Annotated in this window: 15 protein-coding genes and 4 tRNA genes; 3 read left to right on the top strand and 16 right to left on the bottom strand. The window is 40.1% G+C overall.

Features of this window, described 5'->3' with window-relative positions:
• Positions 1 to 740: 740 nt before the first annotated feature.
• The 16 genes from H4J54_RS04635 to aspS all read right to left on the bottom strand — a co-directional run bounded on the left by H4J54_RS04635 (position 741) and on the right by aspS (position 12,798).
• Positions 741 to 828: transfer RNA gene (locus tag H4J54_RS04635), tRNA-Ser, on the bottom strand.
• A 128-nt stretch (positions 829 to 956) separates the two neighbouring features.
• A complete protein-coding gene (gene nadA / locus H4J54_RS04630; protein WP_182189771.1) occupies positions 957 to 2,003 on the bottom strand; it encodes a quinolinate synthase NadA in 1,047 nt (348 codons plus the stop codon).
• A gap of 182 nt (positions 2,004 to 2,185) precedes the next feature.
• Positions 2,186 to 2,261: transfer RNA gene (locus tag H4J54_RS04625), tRNA-Lys, on the bottom strand.
• A gap of 98 nt (positions 2,262 to 2,359) precedes the next feature.
• Positions 2,360 to 2,435, bottom strand: a tRNA-Lys gene (locus tag H4J54_RS04620).
• Positions 2,436 to 2,481: 46 nt separating this feature from the next.
• A tRNA-Lys gene (locus H4J54_RS04615) sits at positions 2,482 to 2,557 on the bottom strand.
• A gap of 146 nt (positions 2,558 to 2,703) precedes the next feature.
• On the bottom strand, positions 2,704 to 3,492 hold the full coding sequence (gene ybgF / locus H4J54_RS04610) for a tol-pal system protein YbgF (protein WP_182189770.1): 789 nt from the start codon (positions 3,490 to 3,492) through the stop codon (positions 2,704 to 2,706).
• 12 nt (positions 3,493 to 3,504) lie between these two features.
• Entirely contained in the window at positions 3,505 to 4,059 is a 555-nt protein-coding gene (gene pal, locus H4J54_RS04605) for a peptidoglycan-associated lipoprotein Pal (RefSeq protein WP_182136086.1), read from the bottom strand.
• Between the two features lie 43 nt (positions 4,060 to 4,102).
• Entirely contained in the window at positions 4,103 to 5,449 is a 1,347-nt protein-coding gene (tolB, locus tag H4J54_RS04600) for a Tol-Pal system beta propeller repeat protein TolB (protein WP_182189769.1), read from the bottom strand.
• Between the two features lie 33 nt (positions 5,450 to 5,482).
• A complete protein-coding gene (gene tolA / locus H4J54_RS04595) occupies positions 5,483 to 6,385 on the bottom strand; it encodes a cell envelope integrity protein TolA (RefSeq protein WP_182189768.1) in 903 nt (300 codons plus the stop codon).
• The gene (gene tolR / locus H4J54_RS04590) at positions 6,385 to 6,813 is read right to left on the bottom strand and encodes a protein TolR (RefSeq protein WP_182136089.1); all 429 of its coding nucleotides are present in this window, start codon (positions 6,811 to 6,813) and stop codon (positions 6,385 to 6,387) included. Before tolR ends, tolA begins: the two co-directional genes overlap by 1 nt.
• A 14-nt stretch (positions 6,814 to 6,827) precedes the next feature.
• Positions 6,828 to 7,511 (bottom strand): protein TolQ, encoded by a 684-nt coding sequence (tolQ, locus tag H4J54_RS04585; protein WP_182189767.1) that lies wholly within the window; start codon positions 7,509 to 7,511, stop codon positions 6,828 to 6,830.
• On the bottom strand, positions 7,501 to 7,917 hold the full coding sequence (gene ybgC / locus H4J54_RS04580) for a tol-pal system-associated acyl-CoA thioesterase (protein WP_182189766.1): 417 nt from the start codon (positions 7,915 to 7,917) through the stop codon (positions 7,501 to 7,503). The genes tolQ and ybgC overlap by 11 nt, the downstream gene beginning before the upstream one ends.
• 571 nt (positions 7,918 to 8,488) lie before the next feature.
• Positions 8,489 to 9,493, bottom strand: coding sequence for a Holliday junction branch migration DNA helicase RuvB (gene ruvB, locus H4J54_RS04575; RefSeq protein WP_182185251.1), 1,005 nt, complete (start codon positions 9,491 to 9,493; stop codon positions 8,489 to 8,491).
• 104 nt (positions 9,494 to 9,597) lie between these two features.
• A complete protein-coding gene (gene ruvA / locus H4J54_RS04570) occupies positions 9,598 to 10,215 on the bottom strand; it encodes a Holliday junction branch migration protein RuvA (RefSeq protein ID WP_182189765.1) in 618 nt (205 codons plus the stop codon).
• Positions 10,216 to 10,339: 124 nt separating this feature from the next.
• Positions 10,340 to 10,867, bottom strand: coding sequence for a crossover junction endodeoxyribonuclease RuvC (ruvC, locus tag H4J54_RS04565; protein ID WP_182136094.1), 528 nt, complete (start codon positions 10,865 to 10,867; stop codon positions 10,340 to 10,342).
• Positions 10,868 to 11,013: 146 nt separating this feature from the next.
• Positions 11,014 to 12,798, bottom strand: coding sequence for an aspartate--tRNA ligase (gene aspS, locus H4J54_RS04560; protein WP_182136095.1), 1,785 nt, complete (start codon positions 12,796 to 12,798; stop codon positions 11,014 to 11,016).
• A 358-nt stretch (positions 12,799 to 13,156) separates the two neighbouring features.
• Here aspS and cmoA point away from each other — a divergent pair, with 358 nt between their 5' ends.
• The 3 genes from cmoA to H4J54_RS04545 all read left to right on the top strand — a co-directional run bounded on the left by cmoA (position 13,157) and on the right by H4J54_RS04545 (position 16,550).
• Positions 13,157 to 13,891 carry a carboxy-S-adenosyl-L-methionine synthase CmoA gene (cmoA, locus tag H4J54_RS04555; RefSeq protein ID WP_182136096.1) on the top strand — a complete coding sequence of 245 codons (735 nt, stop codon included), beginning with the start codon at positions 13,157 to 13,159 and terminating at the stop codon, positions 13,889 to 13,891.
• 4 nt (positions 13,892 to 13,895) lie between these two features.
• Complete coding sequence (gene cmoB / locus H4J54_RS04550) at positions 13,896 to 14,861, top strand: tRNA 5-methoxyuridine(34)/uridine 5-oxyacetic acid(34) synthase CmoB (RefSeq protein ID WP_182189764.1); 966 nt, start codon at positions 13,896 to 13,898, stop codon at positions 14,859 to 14,861.
• Positions 14,862 to 15,203: 342 nt separating this feature from the next.
• On the top strand, positions 15,204 to 16,550 hold the full coding sequence (locus H4J54_RS04545) for an anti-phage deoxyguanosine triphosphatase (protein ID WP_182189763.1): 1,347 nt from the start codon (positions 15,204 to 15,206) through the stop codon (positions 16,548 to 16,550).
• Positions 16,551 to 16,624 lie beyond the last annotated feature (74 nt).

Genomic DNA, 16,624 nt, shown 5'->3' with positions numbered 1-16,624 from the left:
AGAAGATAACTAACCGATACAGAATCTCATTCGCTCTATACCGTAAAGTAATTCGTTGCTGCAGGCCTTGCCTGAAGCGAGGTGCGTATCTTACGCACCTGAGTTTTAATGTCAACGTTTTATTTAGATTTTTTAAACTTTCTTTTCAGAAGATTCAAACTCACTTTTAAAACGTTAAGTTAACTTAGTCAGCCTAGACTGCTTTAGATAACTCATTAAAACCGTTCGTTTGGGTTACCCCTTGGAACTGGAGCGCATTCTAGCGATTTCTGACTTCACGTCAACAGCTAATTAGCATTAAATTACGATTTAATGTTTGTTTGCTTTTTAATTAAGCAATGTGAGCAAATAGAAGCCGATACATACATTAATAAACACGAATGCGTAATAAATAGAGGGCTTTTACTTTAGTTAATGCAACTACCAATAGCCTTCAAACGCTTTTTATCTTAAATGATTAACTTAATTATAAGATGCTGCCTAATAATATTCTATTAGACCCTTCTATACTGTATTGATTTATAACCATGGTTATAAATCAATACAAGCATACTTACCGCTAAGATTAGTTATTGAATAGCGCTTAAGTTTAATCTTTTAATATAATTAGTTAGTTATAGAGCGCAGAAGGCATTTTTGACTAGACTGGATTGAATGCAAGGTTTAGAAACAAAAAAAGCCGCTAGATAACTAGCGGCTTTCATATTTAATATTGTTATACCTTACAGTAAATCAATAGATGGCGGTGAGGGAGGGATTCGAACCCTCGAAGGCTTGCGCCTTACACGCTTTCCAGGCGTGCTCCTTCGGCCACTCGGACACCTCACCGTATTAATCACTATGTATTGAGCTCCTTGTACTGAGCTGCGCTATGGTAAAAAAATAATCTCTATAACGCAACCTAATTTAAACAAAGTTCAAGCACTTGCTTATTTAACAGCCAACGTATAATAAGATTACTTATTTTTGTTCATTTCTGTATTAAAATTTAACATGCGATCCAGTGATTTAAGCGCTCCTGTGCGAAGTTTCATATCAACGAAGACTTCTCTACCTTCAGGGTTTAAGAGTGCTTGTTCAATTTCCTTTAAGCCATTCATTGCCATCCACGGACAATGTGCGCAACTACGACATGTAGCACCTTCGCCAGCTGTTGGTGCTTCAAAGAATTCTTTATCAGGACATAACTGTTGCATTTTATAAAAAATACCACGGTCCGTCGCCACAATGAATTTTTTATTAGGTAGCGCTTGAGCCGCTTTAATTAATTGGCTAGTTGACCCTACCGAGTCGGCTAGATCAATTATTTCAGCTGGTGATTCCGGGTGAACAAGCACGGCAGCATCTGGATGAAGCGCCTTCATATCAATTAGCGCTTTAGTTTTAAACTCATCATGAACAATACAAGCACCTTGCCACATGATCATGTCGGCACCGGTTTGCTTTTCAATGTATGCCCCTAGATGCCGATCAGGACCCCAAATAATTTTCTCACCCAGGTCATCAAGATGCTCAACAATTTCTAAAGCGCATGATGAAGTCACTATCCAATCAGCACGAGCTTTAACAGCGGTAGAAGTATTAGCATAGACCACAACGGTTCTGTCAGGATGTTGATCACAAAAAGCACTAAACTCTTCAATTGGGCAACCTAAATCTAACGAACATGTGGCTTCTAATGTCGGCATTACCACTGTTTTTTCTGGGGTCAGTACTTTAGACGTTTCACCCATAAAACGCACACCCGCTACAATCAAAGTCTCTGCAGGATGGTTGTTACCGAATCTTGCCATTTCTAATGAATCAGCAACACAACCACCGGTTTCTTCTGCTAATGCTTGAATTTCAGGATCCGTGTAATAATGTGCAACAAGTACAGCGTTTTTTTCTTTCAATAATAATTTGATACGTGCTTTATACTCTTCACGCTCTGCAGCACTTAGTGGCATAGCCTTTTTGGGGAATTGAAAATCAAAATCAACGGCTAAATTTGCTTGGGTCATATGTCTTCTCAATGAGTGCCTTAAAAATCGTAAGAATTATAAGGTATAGAAGAATAAAAGTGTACTACGAATATGGTTCAAGGTGGACAAGAGATATGAAAATTAAATTAACGAGTGAAAAATAATGTCGGTGGTTAGATAAAATCAAACAATACGGAGGAATAAGATAAGGTAATTAAAAGTGGTCGGTCGTGAAGGATTTGAACCTTCGACAAATTGGTTAAAAGCCAACTGCTCTACCAACTGAGCTAACGACCGATAAACTACTTTTAATTTTTAAAATGAAACAGCATGGTGCTAATTTCAATGCCACTAGATTCTTAACTATCAACTATTAAGGTTAATGTTAAGAAAAGTGGTCGGTCGTGAAGGATTTGAACCTTCGACAAATTGGTTAAAAGCCAACTGCTCTACCAACTGAGCTAACGACCGTCATATATTTTGAAACAAATACCCAACACTTTTATTGGTAAAAAAGTGGTCGGTCGTGAAGGATTTGAACCTTCGACAAATTGGTTAAAAGCCAACTGCTCTACCAACTGAGCTAACGACCGGTATTTGTTTCCGCTGGACTACTCGTCCAATGCGGGGCATATAATACTCATAATATTTTTAAGTGCAACAACAATCGTCCACTTTTTTACACTTTATTTTTTGTTCGAACAAAAAGCCATCAAAGCGCACAACTTATGAGCAAAAATTATGGTTTGATACTATTTAATCGTGCTTGTGCTAGTTTTGCAGCACTTGAATTAGGGTATTGCGCTATCAATTTTTGGTATACGGCAATCGCTTTGATTTCATTATTTTCTTTTTGCTCAACCATTGCAAGCTTTAACATTGCGTCACTACGTTTATTGGAATCAGAATAATTACTCACCACTAGATCAAATTCTTGACGTGCTTTAGTTAAATCACCTTTGTTAAACAATAACTGTCCTAACCAATAATGAGCGTTCGCTGCATAAGTCGAGTTAGGGTACCTTTGATTAAACGCTTCAAACTCAGGAATAGCTTGTTCGTAACGCTTATCTTTTAACACCATATTAACCGCACGATCATAGGCTTCATTTTCAGTTAAGTTATTACTGTAATTTACCTTACCTGCATTACCGCTAGGTGCAATAATTGTTGCGGGTATTTGATTTGCTGGTTTTAGTGCTTCTGATACTCTGCGATCAAGCTCTTGATACAACTCACGTTGACGGTCAAGTACCTGACTCAATTGATAAGTGTGTAACTCAGTGATGCCACGAAGCTCGTTAACTTCGTTTTGCAGCTCATCGAGTTGTCGTTGAACGTTAACTTGGGCTCTGTTACGGGCATCAAGTTTGCGTTCAAGACTAACCAGCTGTTCACTCAAGCTTAATTTGGCAGCCTTGGTAGGCGTGCCAGCGGTTACTTCAATAACAGGAGCCCGTTCAGCTGCTACTGCCAAATTGGCAGCCACAGCGAACGTCATCCCGAATAGAATACTATTGGGTTTCATTTCATTACCTAATTAGTAGACCAACACGGCACGACGGTTTTTAGCAAACGCGCCTTCGCTACGATCTTTAACCATTGGTTTTTCTTCGCCGTAACTTACTGTGCTTAATTGTGCAGCTGAAACGCCCATGTTCTCTAAAAACGTTTCAATAGCTTTTGCACGGCGTTCGCCTAATGCAATGTTATATTCAGGTGTACCACGTTCATCAGCATGACCTTCAATTAACACGTTGACCGTTGAGTTTTCGTTAAGAAACTCAGCATGTGCCTCAAGAATAGCGACAAAATCACCACTTACTGTTGATCTGTCAAAATCAAAATAAACAATATGCTCTGAACGTAATTTTTCAATTTCTTGACGTTTTTTAGCTTCAATAGCATCAGCACGTTGCATTGCTTCAACTTTTACAAGCTCGGCTGCTTCACGAGCTTTTTGTTCAGCCATAACGGCTTCATTTTTTTGCATCGCACTAGCGTCTTCGCTAGCTGAGTCAGATGAACTACAAGCCGATAAAGCCATGATAGGTAAAACAACCGCTAAGGCTTTTACTGTTTTATTAAAGCGCATTTTATGTGTCCTTATTATTTACAAATTAAATTACTAATAAATATTATAAAAATGGTGACCATGAAGGTGACTTCACTTCGCCATTAAGTGCTGGCAACCTTGCCTTAAATCTTCCATCTACGGAAACTAAACTTAGTACCTGACGATTATCGTGTAAAGTACTATAAATAATCATACCTCCGTTAGGTGATATACTTGGTGACTCGTCCAAACGTGTTGTGGTTAACACTTGAAAAATCCCTGAATCAAATTCTTGCTTGGCTAGATGATACTTACCGTTTGTACGATTTACCATCACTAATTGACGACCATCAGGTGTTAATGAACCACCTAGGTTCATTTCGCCATCAAAAGTTAGTCTTCTAATTTTGCCATCGACTAAACTTACGCGATATAACTGCGGTCTTCCACCTCGTTCTGAACTAAATATCAATGAATTACCGTCTGGTGTCCAACTGGGTTCAGTATCAATGGCACGATGACGGGTTATACGTCGTAACTTTTTCGTTGCAACATTCATCACGTAAAGCTCAGGATTATCATCTTTAGACAATACCATTGCCAGTTTTTTACCATCTGGTGACCAATTAGGTGCACTGTTGATGCCCTCAAACGAGCTTATTAAGTTACGTTGCCCGGAATAAATATCAATAATATGAATTTGTGCTTGTCTATTTTCAAAGGTTACATAAGCTAATTGATTACCACTGGGGTGCCACGATGGTGACATTAATGGCTCTTTTGAACTTAATAAAACATGTTCGTTAAAACCATCGTAATCGGCAATAGCTAACTGATAAGGATATTCACCTTGATCGCGCACAATAACATAGGCAATTTTTGTTAAAAATGCACCGCGTGTACCTGTGAGCTTTTCATAAACAGCATCGCTAATACGGTGGGCGTAACGACGAAATTGATCGGCGCCAATCTCAACGGTACTTTCATCCAAAATATGATCTGAGGTAAGCACTAACTTGCCATTACTTAACATTTGCGTTTCGCCGCCGGTAACTTGGCCACGAATAACATCAACCAGCTGGTATTTAATTTGATAACGACCTATCGAGGTTTCGCTAACTTCACCAATAACAACGGCTTCAACCCCTTCACTTGCCCAAGCGCTGTAATCAATTTCACTATCCTTGTTAGGTATCTGAGGATAACGTGAGGCTTTAATTGGACTAAATTTACCACTGCGTAGTAAATCATCACTGACCACTGTAGATAAACGCTCTGGCATGACACCGGTTCCTGTCCATTTAAATGGCAACACAGCAATGGGTCGTGCACTATCAACACCTTCGGTGATAACAATTTCTAACGTTGCCATTACCTGCTGCGAAAAAACTGCAGCAAAGAATAGTAAAAATAAAGTTACATTTTTCATAGAGTCGATTATCTTCCTAATATATACAAAAACTTAATTAAATTTGTCTGGCGCTACCATTAAACTGATCGTTCTCATTTCTCGAAATATTTCAGGGTCTTTAGAAACGGGTAAAGTACCCGCCTTATAAACCGCAGTTTTTGCTGCTTCACAAACTCGTCTGTCGCCTTGGCCTGTGACCACATTGGTCACAAAACCTGATGGTGCTAGACTTATGGTTAATTTACAAGATTTACCTTCCATCGTGCTACGGTCAGTGATCAAATTACGCTTTATGGTTTGCGTTATTAATGCGGTAAAGCGACCAATTTCTGTCATCATTTGTTGGCGACGAGCCTGTTGACGATCGGCCATTTCTTCAGCCATTTGTTGCTCTAATAACTTTTGCTGAGCGGCACGTTCTCGATCTTCTTGCTGTTTACGTTTTTGATCTGCCGCTTTCTTTTTACGCAAATCTTCTGCTTTTTTAGCCGCTTGCTCTTCTTTTATTCGCTTAGCTTGCGCGTCTGCTGCGGCTTTATCAGCTTGCGCTCTTTCAAGCTCTTTTTGTTTGCGCTGTTTGTCTGCCGCATTTGCTTTAGCTTGAGATTTTTTAGCCGCGCTGTCAGCGGCCTTTTTTTCTTGCTCTTTTTTCTTCCGCTGACGTTCAAGACTCTTAATGCGCTTTTCTTCATTTACTTGTTTTTCTTTTGCGGCGGCAATACTATTTTCAAGATCTTTAAGCTTTTGAGCGTTATCGGCCTTTTGCTTTTTAATCTTATTAATTTGCGCCTCTACTTTACTTCTTTCAACAACAACCGCTTGAATGGGCTCCATTGGTACTGACGTTGGCGTCGATTTTGGTGGTGATGAGAAATCACCCCACAACAAAACAACAGCCAGTACTATGTGTATAGCAAAACTTAACGCTAAGGGAGTTGAATACTTCGATGACACTACTTACTCTCCGGGGTATCAGTCATTAAACCAACAGATGGTACACCTGCTATTTTTTGTAACATCACCATTAATTGAATAACCGCATCATAAGAAACCGCACCATCGCCATTAACCACCACGGGGGTATCAGGTGCCAACTTTAAATGTGCGGCAACTAAGGTGGCAACTTCTTCTGCCGACATAGGTTCGTTTTTGCTGGTACCCACCGCCAAATAATAGTTGCCATTGGCATCAACTGAAGCCACTAAAGGCGGTTTCATGTCTTTACTAAGAGGTTGTGCATCAGCTTGCGGTAAATCAACTTTAACGCCTTGTGTTATCAGCGGTGCCGTCACCATAAAAATAATCAGCAAGACTAACATTACGTCAATATAAGGCACTACATTTATCTCAGCAACCTTGCGGCGCCTGACTCGATTATACATAGTTAATCTCTACCTTAGCCGTGTTGCTCTGTCGCTGTTTGTCTTTGTAATATACTTGAAAATTCGTCCATAAAGTTACCATAGCTATTTTCAAGTTTTTCAACATTATGACTAAAACGGTTAAATGCCATCACGGCAGGAATGGCGGCAAACAAGCCCATTGCAGTCGCGATTAATGCCTCGGCAATACCGGGCGCAACCATAGCTAGAGTGGCTTGCTCAACAGCACCTAAAGCAATAAATGAATTCATGATACCCCAAACGGTACCAAACAAACCAATGTAAGGGCTTATTGAGCCAACGGTGGCCATAAAGGGCAAATGTGTTTCCAAGTTATCGACTTCTCTTGACATTGCTACGCGCATTGCTCGGTGTGTGCCGTCAACTATCACTTGTGGTGCATAGCCATGCGATTTACGTAAACGAGCAAATTCACGAAAACCAGAAACAAAAAGACTTTCAATACCGTCAATATGCTCTTTGGCAGAAACTTCACTGTAGAGCTTACTTAAATCAGCCCCACTCCAAAATTTGTCTTCAAAGTCTTTTAACTGTATTTGAGCTGCAAGCAATACTTTACGACGTTGAAAAATCATGGTCCAACAGGCAATTGAAAATCCTAATAAGGTCAACATGACCAGCTGAACTAATAAACTGGCCTGTAAAAATAAATCAAAAAACGAAATTTCAGCTGACACGTTTTAATGCTCCTAATATGCTTTTGGGGATAGTACAAGGTTTAGGTTTTGCTAGAGCCAAGTTAACACAAGCGACTTTAATCTCAGCCGTACACAATGTTATCTGGTTCTGGTTCACAAGTTGCTGTGAAAATACCAAACTGGCAGACTTTAATCGGCTTATTGTTGTGGTCATTGTTAGCAAATCATCAAGCTTTGCTGATGCCTTATTGTCCATTGCCACCTTTGTGACCACAAAACCGATATTTTGTTCTAAAAATATTGATTGATTAATGCCAAGTTCGCGCAGCCATTCTGTTCTAGCGCGTTCAAAAAACTTTAAATAGTTCGCGTAATAAACGATACCACCGGCATCGGTATCTTCATAGTAAACACGTACGCTGTGCTGATGACTGTTTAATGACATTAAATTTATTCGATTTATCTTAGTATAAAATTTTCAAGTGCTTATCTTAATAGATAAAGCTCACATGGAACAAGAGCTAAGGTACTTTCTTTGTAAAAATTTCAACAATAAATCTAATTACGGATATTTTATGAGTATCATATTATCAAAGATCATTACTGTTCAGCGACTGTACATGGTTACTTTCTCTATATTACTGTAATTTATTTCGCATTAGTTTTTCTAATGGTTAACATAAATTATTTTTGTTTGTGTTACTCAGCTCATCGGACTAGAATAGCCTTGTTGTTTGAGCTAGCGCACGAATTTTGTTTTTTACATTTTTCATCTTAGCCCACAAATGTTTTGATAGGTGTTGTTACCTTTCTCTGTTATATATTTTCTAGGACCCCCATTTCCTTTCCTCAGCTTATATTTTAAGTTGGCCCACATAGATTTATGTGGGCTTTTTTTTGCTTAAAATTCAAAGAATAAACATCGACGCTCTTTCACATCCATGTGACCACGCCATACCGTTCATCCTGAACATAAAAAGCACCCAAAGGTGCTTTTATAACGGTAAAATTAGCCGTTAACTTGGAAAGTCTAAGCCAAAGTGTAGGTAAGCTCTACTTGTAGCAATTCGCCCGCGCGGTGTGCGTTGTAAAAAACCTTGCTGGATTAAAAAAGGCTCTAATACATCTTCAATGGTTTCACGTTCTTCGCCAATGGCAGCGGCAATGTTATCAAGACCTACGGGGCCACCGGCAAATTTATCAATGATCGCTTCCAATAATTTCCGGTCCATTAAATCGAAACCTTCATTATCTACCTCTAACATATCTAAGGCACTAGCAGCGGTTGCTTTACTGACTATACCGTCAGTTTTTACATCCGCGTAATCTCTGACTCTGCGTAATAAGCGATTAGCAATGCGCGGTGTACCACGAGAACGCCTTGCGACTTCAAATGCTCCCGCTTGAGCAATGTCTAAATCTAAGAAATGTGCTGAACGCATGACAATTTCGGTTAACTCTTGCGTGTTATAAAATTCTAGCCGTTGCACTATGCCGAAACGATCGCGAAGTGGTGAGGTTAACGCGCCTGCGCGAGTTGTTGCACCAATTAAGGTAAAGGGTGGTAAATCAAGTTTTATAGAGCGGGCTGCTGGCCCTTCGCCGATCATAATATCTAACTGATAATCTTCCATCGCTGGGTAAAGAATTTCTTCTACCACAGGACTTAAACGATGAATTTCATCGATAAACAAGACATCATTTTCTTCAAGGTTAGTCAGTAATGCGGCCAAATCACCGGCTTTTTCCAATACCGGACCTGAGGTAGCCCGAACACTTACGCCCATTTCATTCGCGACAATATTGGCTAAGGTGGTTTTACCTAAACCCGGTGGACCAAAAATTAATAAATGGTCAAGCGGCTCGCGTCTTTTCAAAGCCGCCGCAATGAAAATTTCCATTTGAGACTTTACATGAGCCTGCCCAGTATAGTCGGACAACATTTTAGGCCTAATAGCTCGGTCAACCGTTTCATCTTCACGGGTGGCTACGGGTTCAATTAATCTGTCTGCTTCTATCATGTATTACTCATTGAAAAAATCATTAAAAAACTCATTGAAAAATTTTATCGTCATTTACCTTTGGCCCAAACTTGTTATCGTCGATATGGCGAAGTGATTACTACTTATAACATGGCTTTTAAAGCACCACGGATCAGGTCTTCGCTACTTTTGTCAGGATGAAAAACTGATCTAACTGCTTTGTCTGCTTGTAGCTGACTATACCCTAAAGAAACTAAGGCGTTAATAGCATCGCCTTTACTATCACTGATAAAGGCATTGGCTTGATGAACATCCGTTGGCATCATATGCACCAAAGCGTCACTACTGTCAGTTTGCCAATCTTTTAATCTATCGCGCATTTCAATCAACAAGCGTTCCGCTGTTTTCTTACCAACACCGGGTATTTTCACTATGGTGGTTAAATCGTCATTTATAACACAACTGACAAATTGATCGGCAGACATGCCTGACAAAATAGCCAAACCTAATTTAGGCCCAACACCATTAACCTTGATCAGTAAGCGAAACAGTTTACGCTCAACTTTATTAGCAAAGCCATAAAGTAATTGTGCATCTTCACGTACCACAAAGTGGGTATATAAAGTCGCTTCTTGATTAACCTCGCCAAGGGCATAAATACTGGTCATTGGCATAGTCACTTCATAGCCAACACCATTACATTCAATTAAAATTTCGGGGGCCATTTTTTCTATTAATATGCCACGTAAACGTCCAATCACGGCTTAACCTTTGCTTGATATACTATATGACAACACCATACCACTAGATATTTATACAGTAAAGTTTACGCCCTGAATTATTTAAACCGGTACGCAAATAACGATAATACTAGAAAAATAACTATTAGCGTAAGCGTCCACGTACTGTTTTAGTGGCTTGGCCTGAAAGTTTACTGATCGAGTCGTGACTGTGCGCATGACAAAGTGCAACGGCCAGTGCATCGGCGGCATCAGCTTGAGGTGTGCCCGGTAATTTCAAAATAGTTTTCACCATATGTTGCACTTGAGTTTTATCTGCCGCACCTGTACCCACAACCGATTGCTTAATTTGTCTAGCCGAGTATTCTGCAATCGTTAAACCATTGTTCGTCGCCGCAACAATAGCCGCACCTCTGGCTTGGCCTAACTTTAATGCTGAATCAGGATTTTTCGCCATAAAGACTTGCTCAATAGCAAACATGTCAGGTTGAAATTGCAAGATAAGCTCACTAACGCCAGCAAAAATTGTTTGCAAGCGCATACCTAAATCTTCACCTGCCGCTGTGGCTTTAATACAGCCACTGCCTAAATAGGTAAAATTACGGCCCGATTGTTTAATGACGCCATAGCCGGTTAAACGTGACCCTGGGTCAATACCTAAAATAATACTCACTTGTTATTTACCTTAATAAAAGCGTTAACTTTAAAAATAATACTATTGAAAAAAAACGCACGAATAAGGCCTAAGTAGCATTAATTCGTGCGTTTTAATTGTTTTAACATTAACGCTTAGTCACGTTAAAATTTTTCTAACAGAGGTTATTCTGCTTTTGGCTCAGTATCAATTTCTTTTGCCAAACAAGCAATGCCTAATTCAGCCAGTTGTGCTGGGTTTGCATGACCTGGCGCATTAGTTAACGGACACGCCGCAGTTGTTGTTTTCGGGAATGCCATCACATCACGAATTGAACTAGCTCCAGTCATCAGCATTACTAAACGGTCTAAACCAAAGGCTAAACCAGCATGTGGTGGCGCGCCGTATTGTAATGCTTCTAGTAGGAAACCAAACTTTTCTTGCGCTTCTTCATCGCTAATACCTAGAATGCGAAATACAGCGGCTTGCATATCTTGATTATGAATACGCACTGAACCACCACCTAATTCACAGCCATTAAGAACCATGTCATAGGCATCAGACAAAGCTCCCACTGGGTTTGCTTCTAATTCAGCCGCAGTTAAATTGGTAGGCGCGGTAAACGGGTGATGAATAGCATGCATGTTGCCATCAGCTTCTTCAAACATTGGAAAGTCTACCACCCACAATGGTTTCCAATCACCTTGCAATAACTCAAGCTCTTCACCCACTTTTAAACGCAAGGCACCTAATGATTCAGTCACCACATTATAAGTGTCTGAGCCAAAGAAAATAATATCGCCGGTTTTAGCATGAGTACGGGTTAATAAGGCATTAACGGCGGCTTCATCTAAGAATTTTAAAATCGGTGATTGTAACCCTTCAAGACCGGCATCAAGGTCATTAACTTTTAACCAGGGCATGCCCTTAGCGCCGTAAATACCAACAAACTTAGTTAACTCGTCAATACCTTTACGAGAGAATTTAGCGGCGCCTCCCGGTATACAAATAACCGCAACTCGGCCTTTATCATCGTTAGCGGGGCCAGAGAACACTTTAAACTCGACATCTTTTAATATGTCAGCCACGTCAACAATTTCAAGTGGATTACGTAAATCTGGTTTATCAGAGCCAAAACGAGTCATCGCCTCTAAATAGGTCATGCGCGGAAATTCACCTAAGTCTACGTTAAGTAGCTCTTGGAATAAGCCGCGGATCATAGTTTCAGTCACTTGCATCACTTGATCTGAACTCATAAATGAGGTTTCAATATCAATTTGAGTAAATTCTGGTTGGCGATCTGCACGTAAGTCTTCATCACGAAAACACTTAACGATTTGATAGTAGCGTTCCATACCTGACATCATCAACAATTGTTTAAATAATTGTGGTGACTGTGGTAAAGCAAAAAATTGCCCTTTATGAGTACGGCTAGGCACTAAATAATCACGCGCACCTTCAGGGGTAGCTGCTGTAAGAATAGGTGTTTCTATATCCAAAAAGCCTTGTGACTCAAGTGATGCACGCACCGCTGAAGTCACTTTAGCGCGAAAACGCATGCGCTCAGTCATTTCTGGACGACGTAAATCAAGATAACGATATTTTAATCGTAGCTCTTCAGAGTTCTTCTGATTTGAATCTAAAGGTAGCGGTGCTGACTTATTTAAAATAGTCAACTCTAAGCCCAACACTTCAATAGCGCCCGTTGCCATATCTTTATTCACTTGGCCATCAGGACGAGCGCGCACTTTACCTTTGATTTGCACACAAAACTCATTACGCAAGGTGTTGGCTTTTTCAAGCACTTCAGGAAAGTCCGGGTCATAAACAACTTGTACAATACCTTCACGGTCTCGTAAATCTAAGAAAATCACCGCACCTAAGTCACGACGACGATTAACCCAACCACAAAGTGTGACTTCCTGACCCACATGAGATTCATTAACCTCACCACAATAAAGACTACGCATGTATTTACCCTAAAATTCGAATAAGCTGAACAAGTTAACAGATGTTTTATAAATCTATAACTTGTGATGATAAAAATTGCCAACATTATAAAGCAATGCTAAGTAAAGTCACCCGACATTCAATGAATAGTCTAATTAGACCCGTTCCACTTCAGTATGCCGGTTAATGATATTGATAATGCTTACCCCCTCAAGCTTTAAGCAGGTTTTGCATTCCATGCTAAGCACTGCCAATAATGGCGTAAAGTCGGCTATAACGCCCTAAGCAGAACATAAAAACACATTACCTTGTTTATCAGAGAATATATCAGGTAAAATACGCTTTTATAGCCTCAAACGTTAGTATAGTTTTGTCATCATGAAAACATCAGATACCGATTTAATTTTTTCTAATAAACAAAGTAAAATCAAAGACTTTGCATTCGACGCACAAGTCGTAGAAGTTTTCCCCGATATGATCAGCCGCTCAGTGCCTGGTTATAGCACTATTATTGATACCATAGGCCGACTCAGTCAGCGCTATGTCACCGATAACAGCCAAGTTTACGACCTGGGCTGTTCGCTCGGCGCGGCAACATTGGCGATGCGTAAAGGTATCAGCGCAAAAAACTGTAAAATTATCGGCATTGATAGCTCAAGCGCTATGGTTGAACGCTGTAAAATGCATGTAAGTGCTTTTAAAGGTGAAACACCGGTTGAGATAATAGAAGCTAATATTCTTGATATTGAAATTAAAAATGCCTCTATGGTAGTGCTTAATTTTACTTTACAATTTATCGCGCCAGAACAACGCCAATTATTGTTAAATAAAATAGCTAAAGGCCTTAATCCCGGTGGTTTATTATTACTGTCAGAGAAAATAGCCCATACCGACAACGTCTGCAATGAGTTACTCGTCGACTTACATCATGACTTTAAGCGTGCCAACGGTTATAGCGAATTAGAAATCGCCCAAAAACGTACCGCACTAGAAAACGTCATGCTCACTGATAATTTAGACACCCATTTAAAGCGTTTGAAACTGGCTGGCTTTAACCATAGCGCCCCTTGGTTTCAATGTTTTAACTTCTTTTCTCTGATCGCGATTAAATAGCCCCATGATTTCATTTAACAACTTCTATCAAAAAATAGCGAGTAATCGCTTAAGCCACTGGCTTAACATTTTGCCCGCTCAACTGACTCAGTGGCGAGAACAACATTTACACGGCGAGTTTGCCCAATGGCAAAAAACCTTAATGGCGCTACCAAAAACATCACCATCAAGTGTTGATATTAGTACCACAGTACGGGCAGGCGAACGCGCTGACATTAATGACGGTGAATATAAACGTTTAGAGAATTTACTGAAAAAGTTTAAACCTTGGCGTAAAGGCCCGTATCATATTCATGGGCTGCACATAGATACGGAATGGCGTTCTGATTTTAAATGGGATCGCTTAGCGCCGCATATTAGTGACTTAACTCATCGTTATGTACTCGATATTGGCTGTGGCAGTGGCTATCACTTGTGGCGCATGCGCGGTGCAGGTGCTGAGTTTGTTGTGGGTATTGACCCGACACAATTGTTTTTATCACAATTTCAAGCCATACAACATTTTGTTCAAGATGATCACGTTAACTTATTACCGCTAGGTGTTGAACAGTTGCCTGAGTTAAATGCCTTCGATACGGTATTTGCGATGGGCGTTTTGTATCATAGACGCTCGCCAATAGATTTTCTTTACCAACTAAAAGCGCAATTAGTTAAAGGCGGCGAACTGGTCTTAGAAACCTTAGTGGTCGATGGCGATGAAAATACCGTGTTAGTGCCGGGCGAACGCTACGCAAAAATGCGCAATGTTTGGTTCTTACCCAGTTGTGATGCTATGTGTGCATGGCTTGAACGTTGTGGTTTTAAAAATATTCGTGTGGTTAATACTGATATCACTGCCCTTGACGAACAACGTAAAACTGATTGGATAGATACTGAATCATTACAAGACTTTCTTGACCCTGATGATAACAGTAAAACCATTGAAGGCTACCCAGCGCCAAAACGGGCAATATTTATTGCCAATAAATAGCCTTATGTTCGTTGACTGTTACTAAAACACCAAACTATTTTCACCACTGAGGGACAGAGGGATTTCGTCCTACGGTGAGAAGAGTAAAAAGTTAAAGTCATGTCTTAACTTTCGACATTAAATTTACTCCTTCTTTTCTCATGCTTTCCTCACTGTAAAATACTAAAAATTCACCACCGAGAGACTTGGCTCTGCACCTAGAGGGAAAAAAATTAAAGTCGTTATTAAACTGCTAGCAAGTGCTGAGTAAGAGCTAACTTAATGGCTTAGGTATTACCTTCCTTTAAAGAATAATATATTATTTGTATCATACGGTTAATTCAGCTTGAAAACAGAGGCATCATGGACAATCCTTGGCAAATAAGACGATTAGAGCGAGTCGCAAAAAGACATCAAGATCACCGCAGCCCATTTCAACGTGACCGAGCACGTATTCTCCATTCAGCCGCATTTCGACGATTACAATCAAAAACCCAAGTGATGGGTAGTGGTCAAAGTGACTTTCATCGCACCCGATTAACCCATTCTTTAGAAGCTGCACAAATTGGTAGCGGTATTATCGCGCAAATTCGCAGTAAATATCCTGAGCATAGCGCTGCCCTACTGCCTGCTGACGACAGTTTAATTGAAGCATTATGTTTAGCGCATGATATCGGCCACCCCCCTTTTGGCCATGGTGGAGAAATTGCCCTACATTATATGATGCGTGACTATGGTGGTTTTGAAGGCAATGGACAAACCTTTCGTATCGTGGCGCACTTAGAACCTTTTAGTGAACATTTTGGGATGAATTTAACCCGCAGAACACTACTGGGCTTAATAAAATATCCACAAACCTTAAACCATTTACAACAAAATATTCCGCAAGCAATACCGGCATCTTTTCGCCAATTAGAAGCGTCGAAATGGCAGCCCCCCAAAGGCTTATATCTTGACGATATTGAAATGTTTCATTGGGTATTAGCGCCTTTATGTCAGTCAGACAAAGCACTTTTTCAACAATTTACCACCAAAGCGAATAGCCACAGTAAAACCCATTATAAATCTTTAGATTGTTCTATGATGGAATTAGCGGATGATATTGCCTATGGCATTCATGACCTAGAAGATGCCATAGTTACCGGCGTAGTTAATCAACAAGACTTTAATGAAAATGTGATCAAAAGGCTACTAACAATAGACGATGAGTGGCTGAACGACTATAGCTTAAGCTTAGCGGATAATCTTTTTAGTCCTCAACGCTATCAGCAAAAAGAAGCCATTGGCGGTTTAGTGAATTACTTAATAACCGCCGTCGAATTAGATGATATTAACGCAACTAAAACGTGTAACTTTCAAGAGCCACTTTTACGCTATAATGCCGTGCATCCGTTAATTGCCGCTCAAGTGCTACAGATTTTCAAAGACTTTGTTTATCAGTTTGTGATCAAGCAAACGTCCATTCAACAGTTGGAATATCGTGGTCAGCAAATTGTGATGGAATTATTTCAAGCCTTGTCTTCCGACCCTGAGCGCTTATTACCTAAAAACACCGCCATGCGTTGGCTACAAGCAAAAGAAAACAAGCTCAATCAACACCGTGTTATCGCTGATTATGTCGCAGGGATGACAGATGAATATGCCACCAAACTTTATCAAACCTTATTTTTACCCATAGGACAAACTGGGTTTGGTCAACACGACTATTAACTTATCCAGCGGATAACCTAAGCAGGTGCTGATAAGTTAAGTACCACTAAAAAATAGTATGCACTGTAATAACC

Origin of the sequence: Colwellia sp. MB3u-8, from assembly GCF_014076985.1 — a bacterium.
Lineage (GTDB): Bacteria > Pseudomonadota > Gammaproteobacteria > Enterobacterales > Alteromonadaceae > Cognaticolwellia.
Note: the sequence above shows the minus strand (reverse complement) of the source record. Positions and strands in the feature narration are given on the sequence as shown.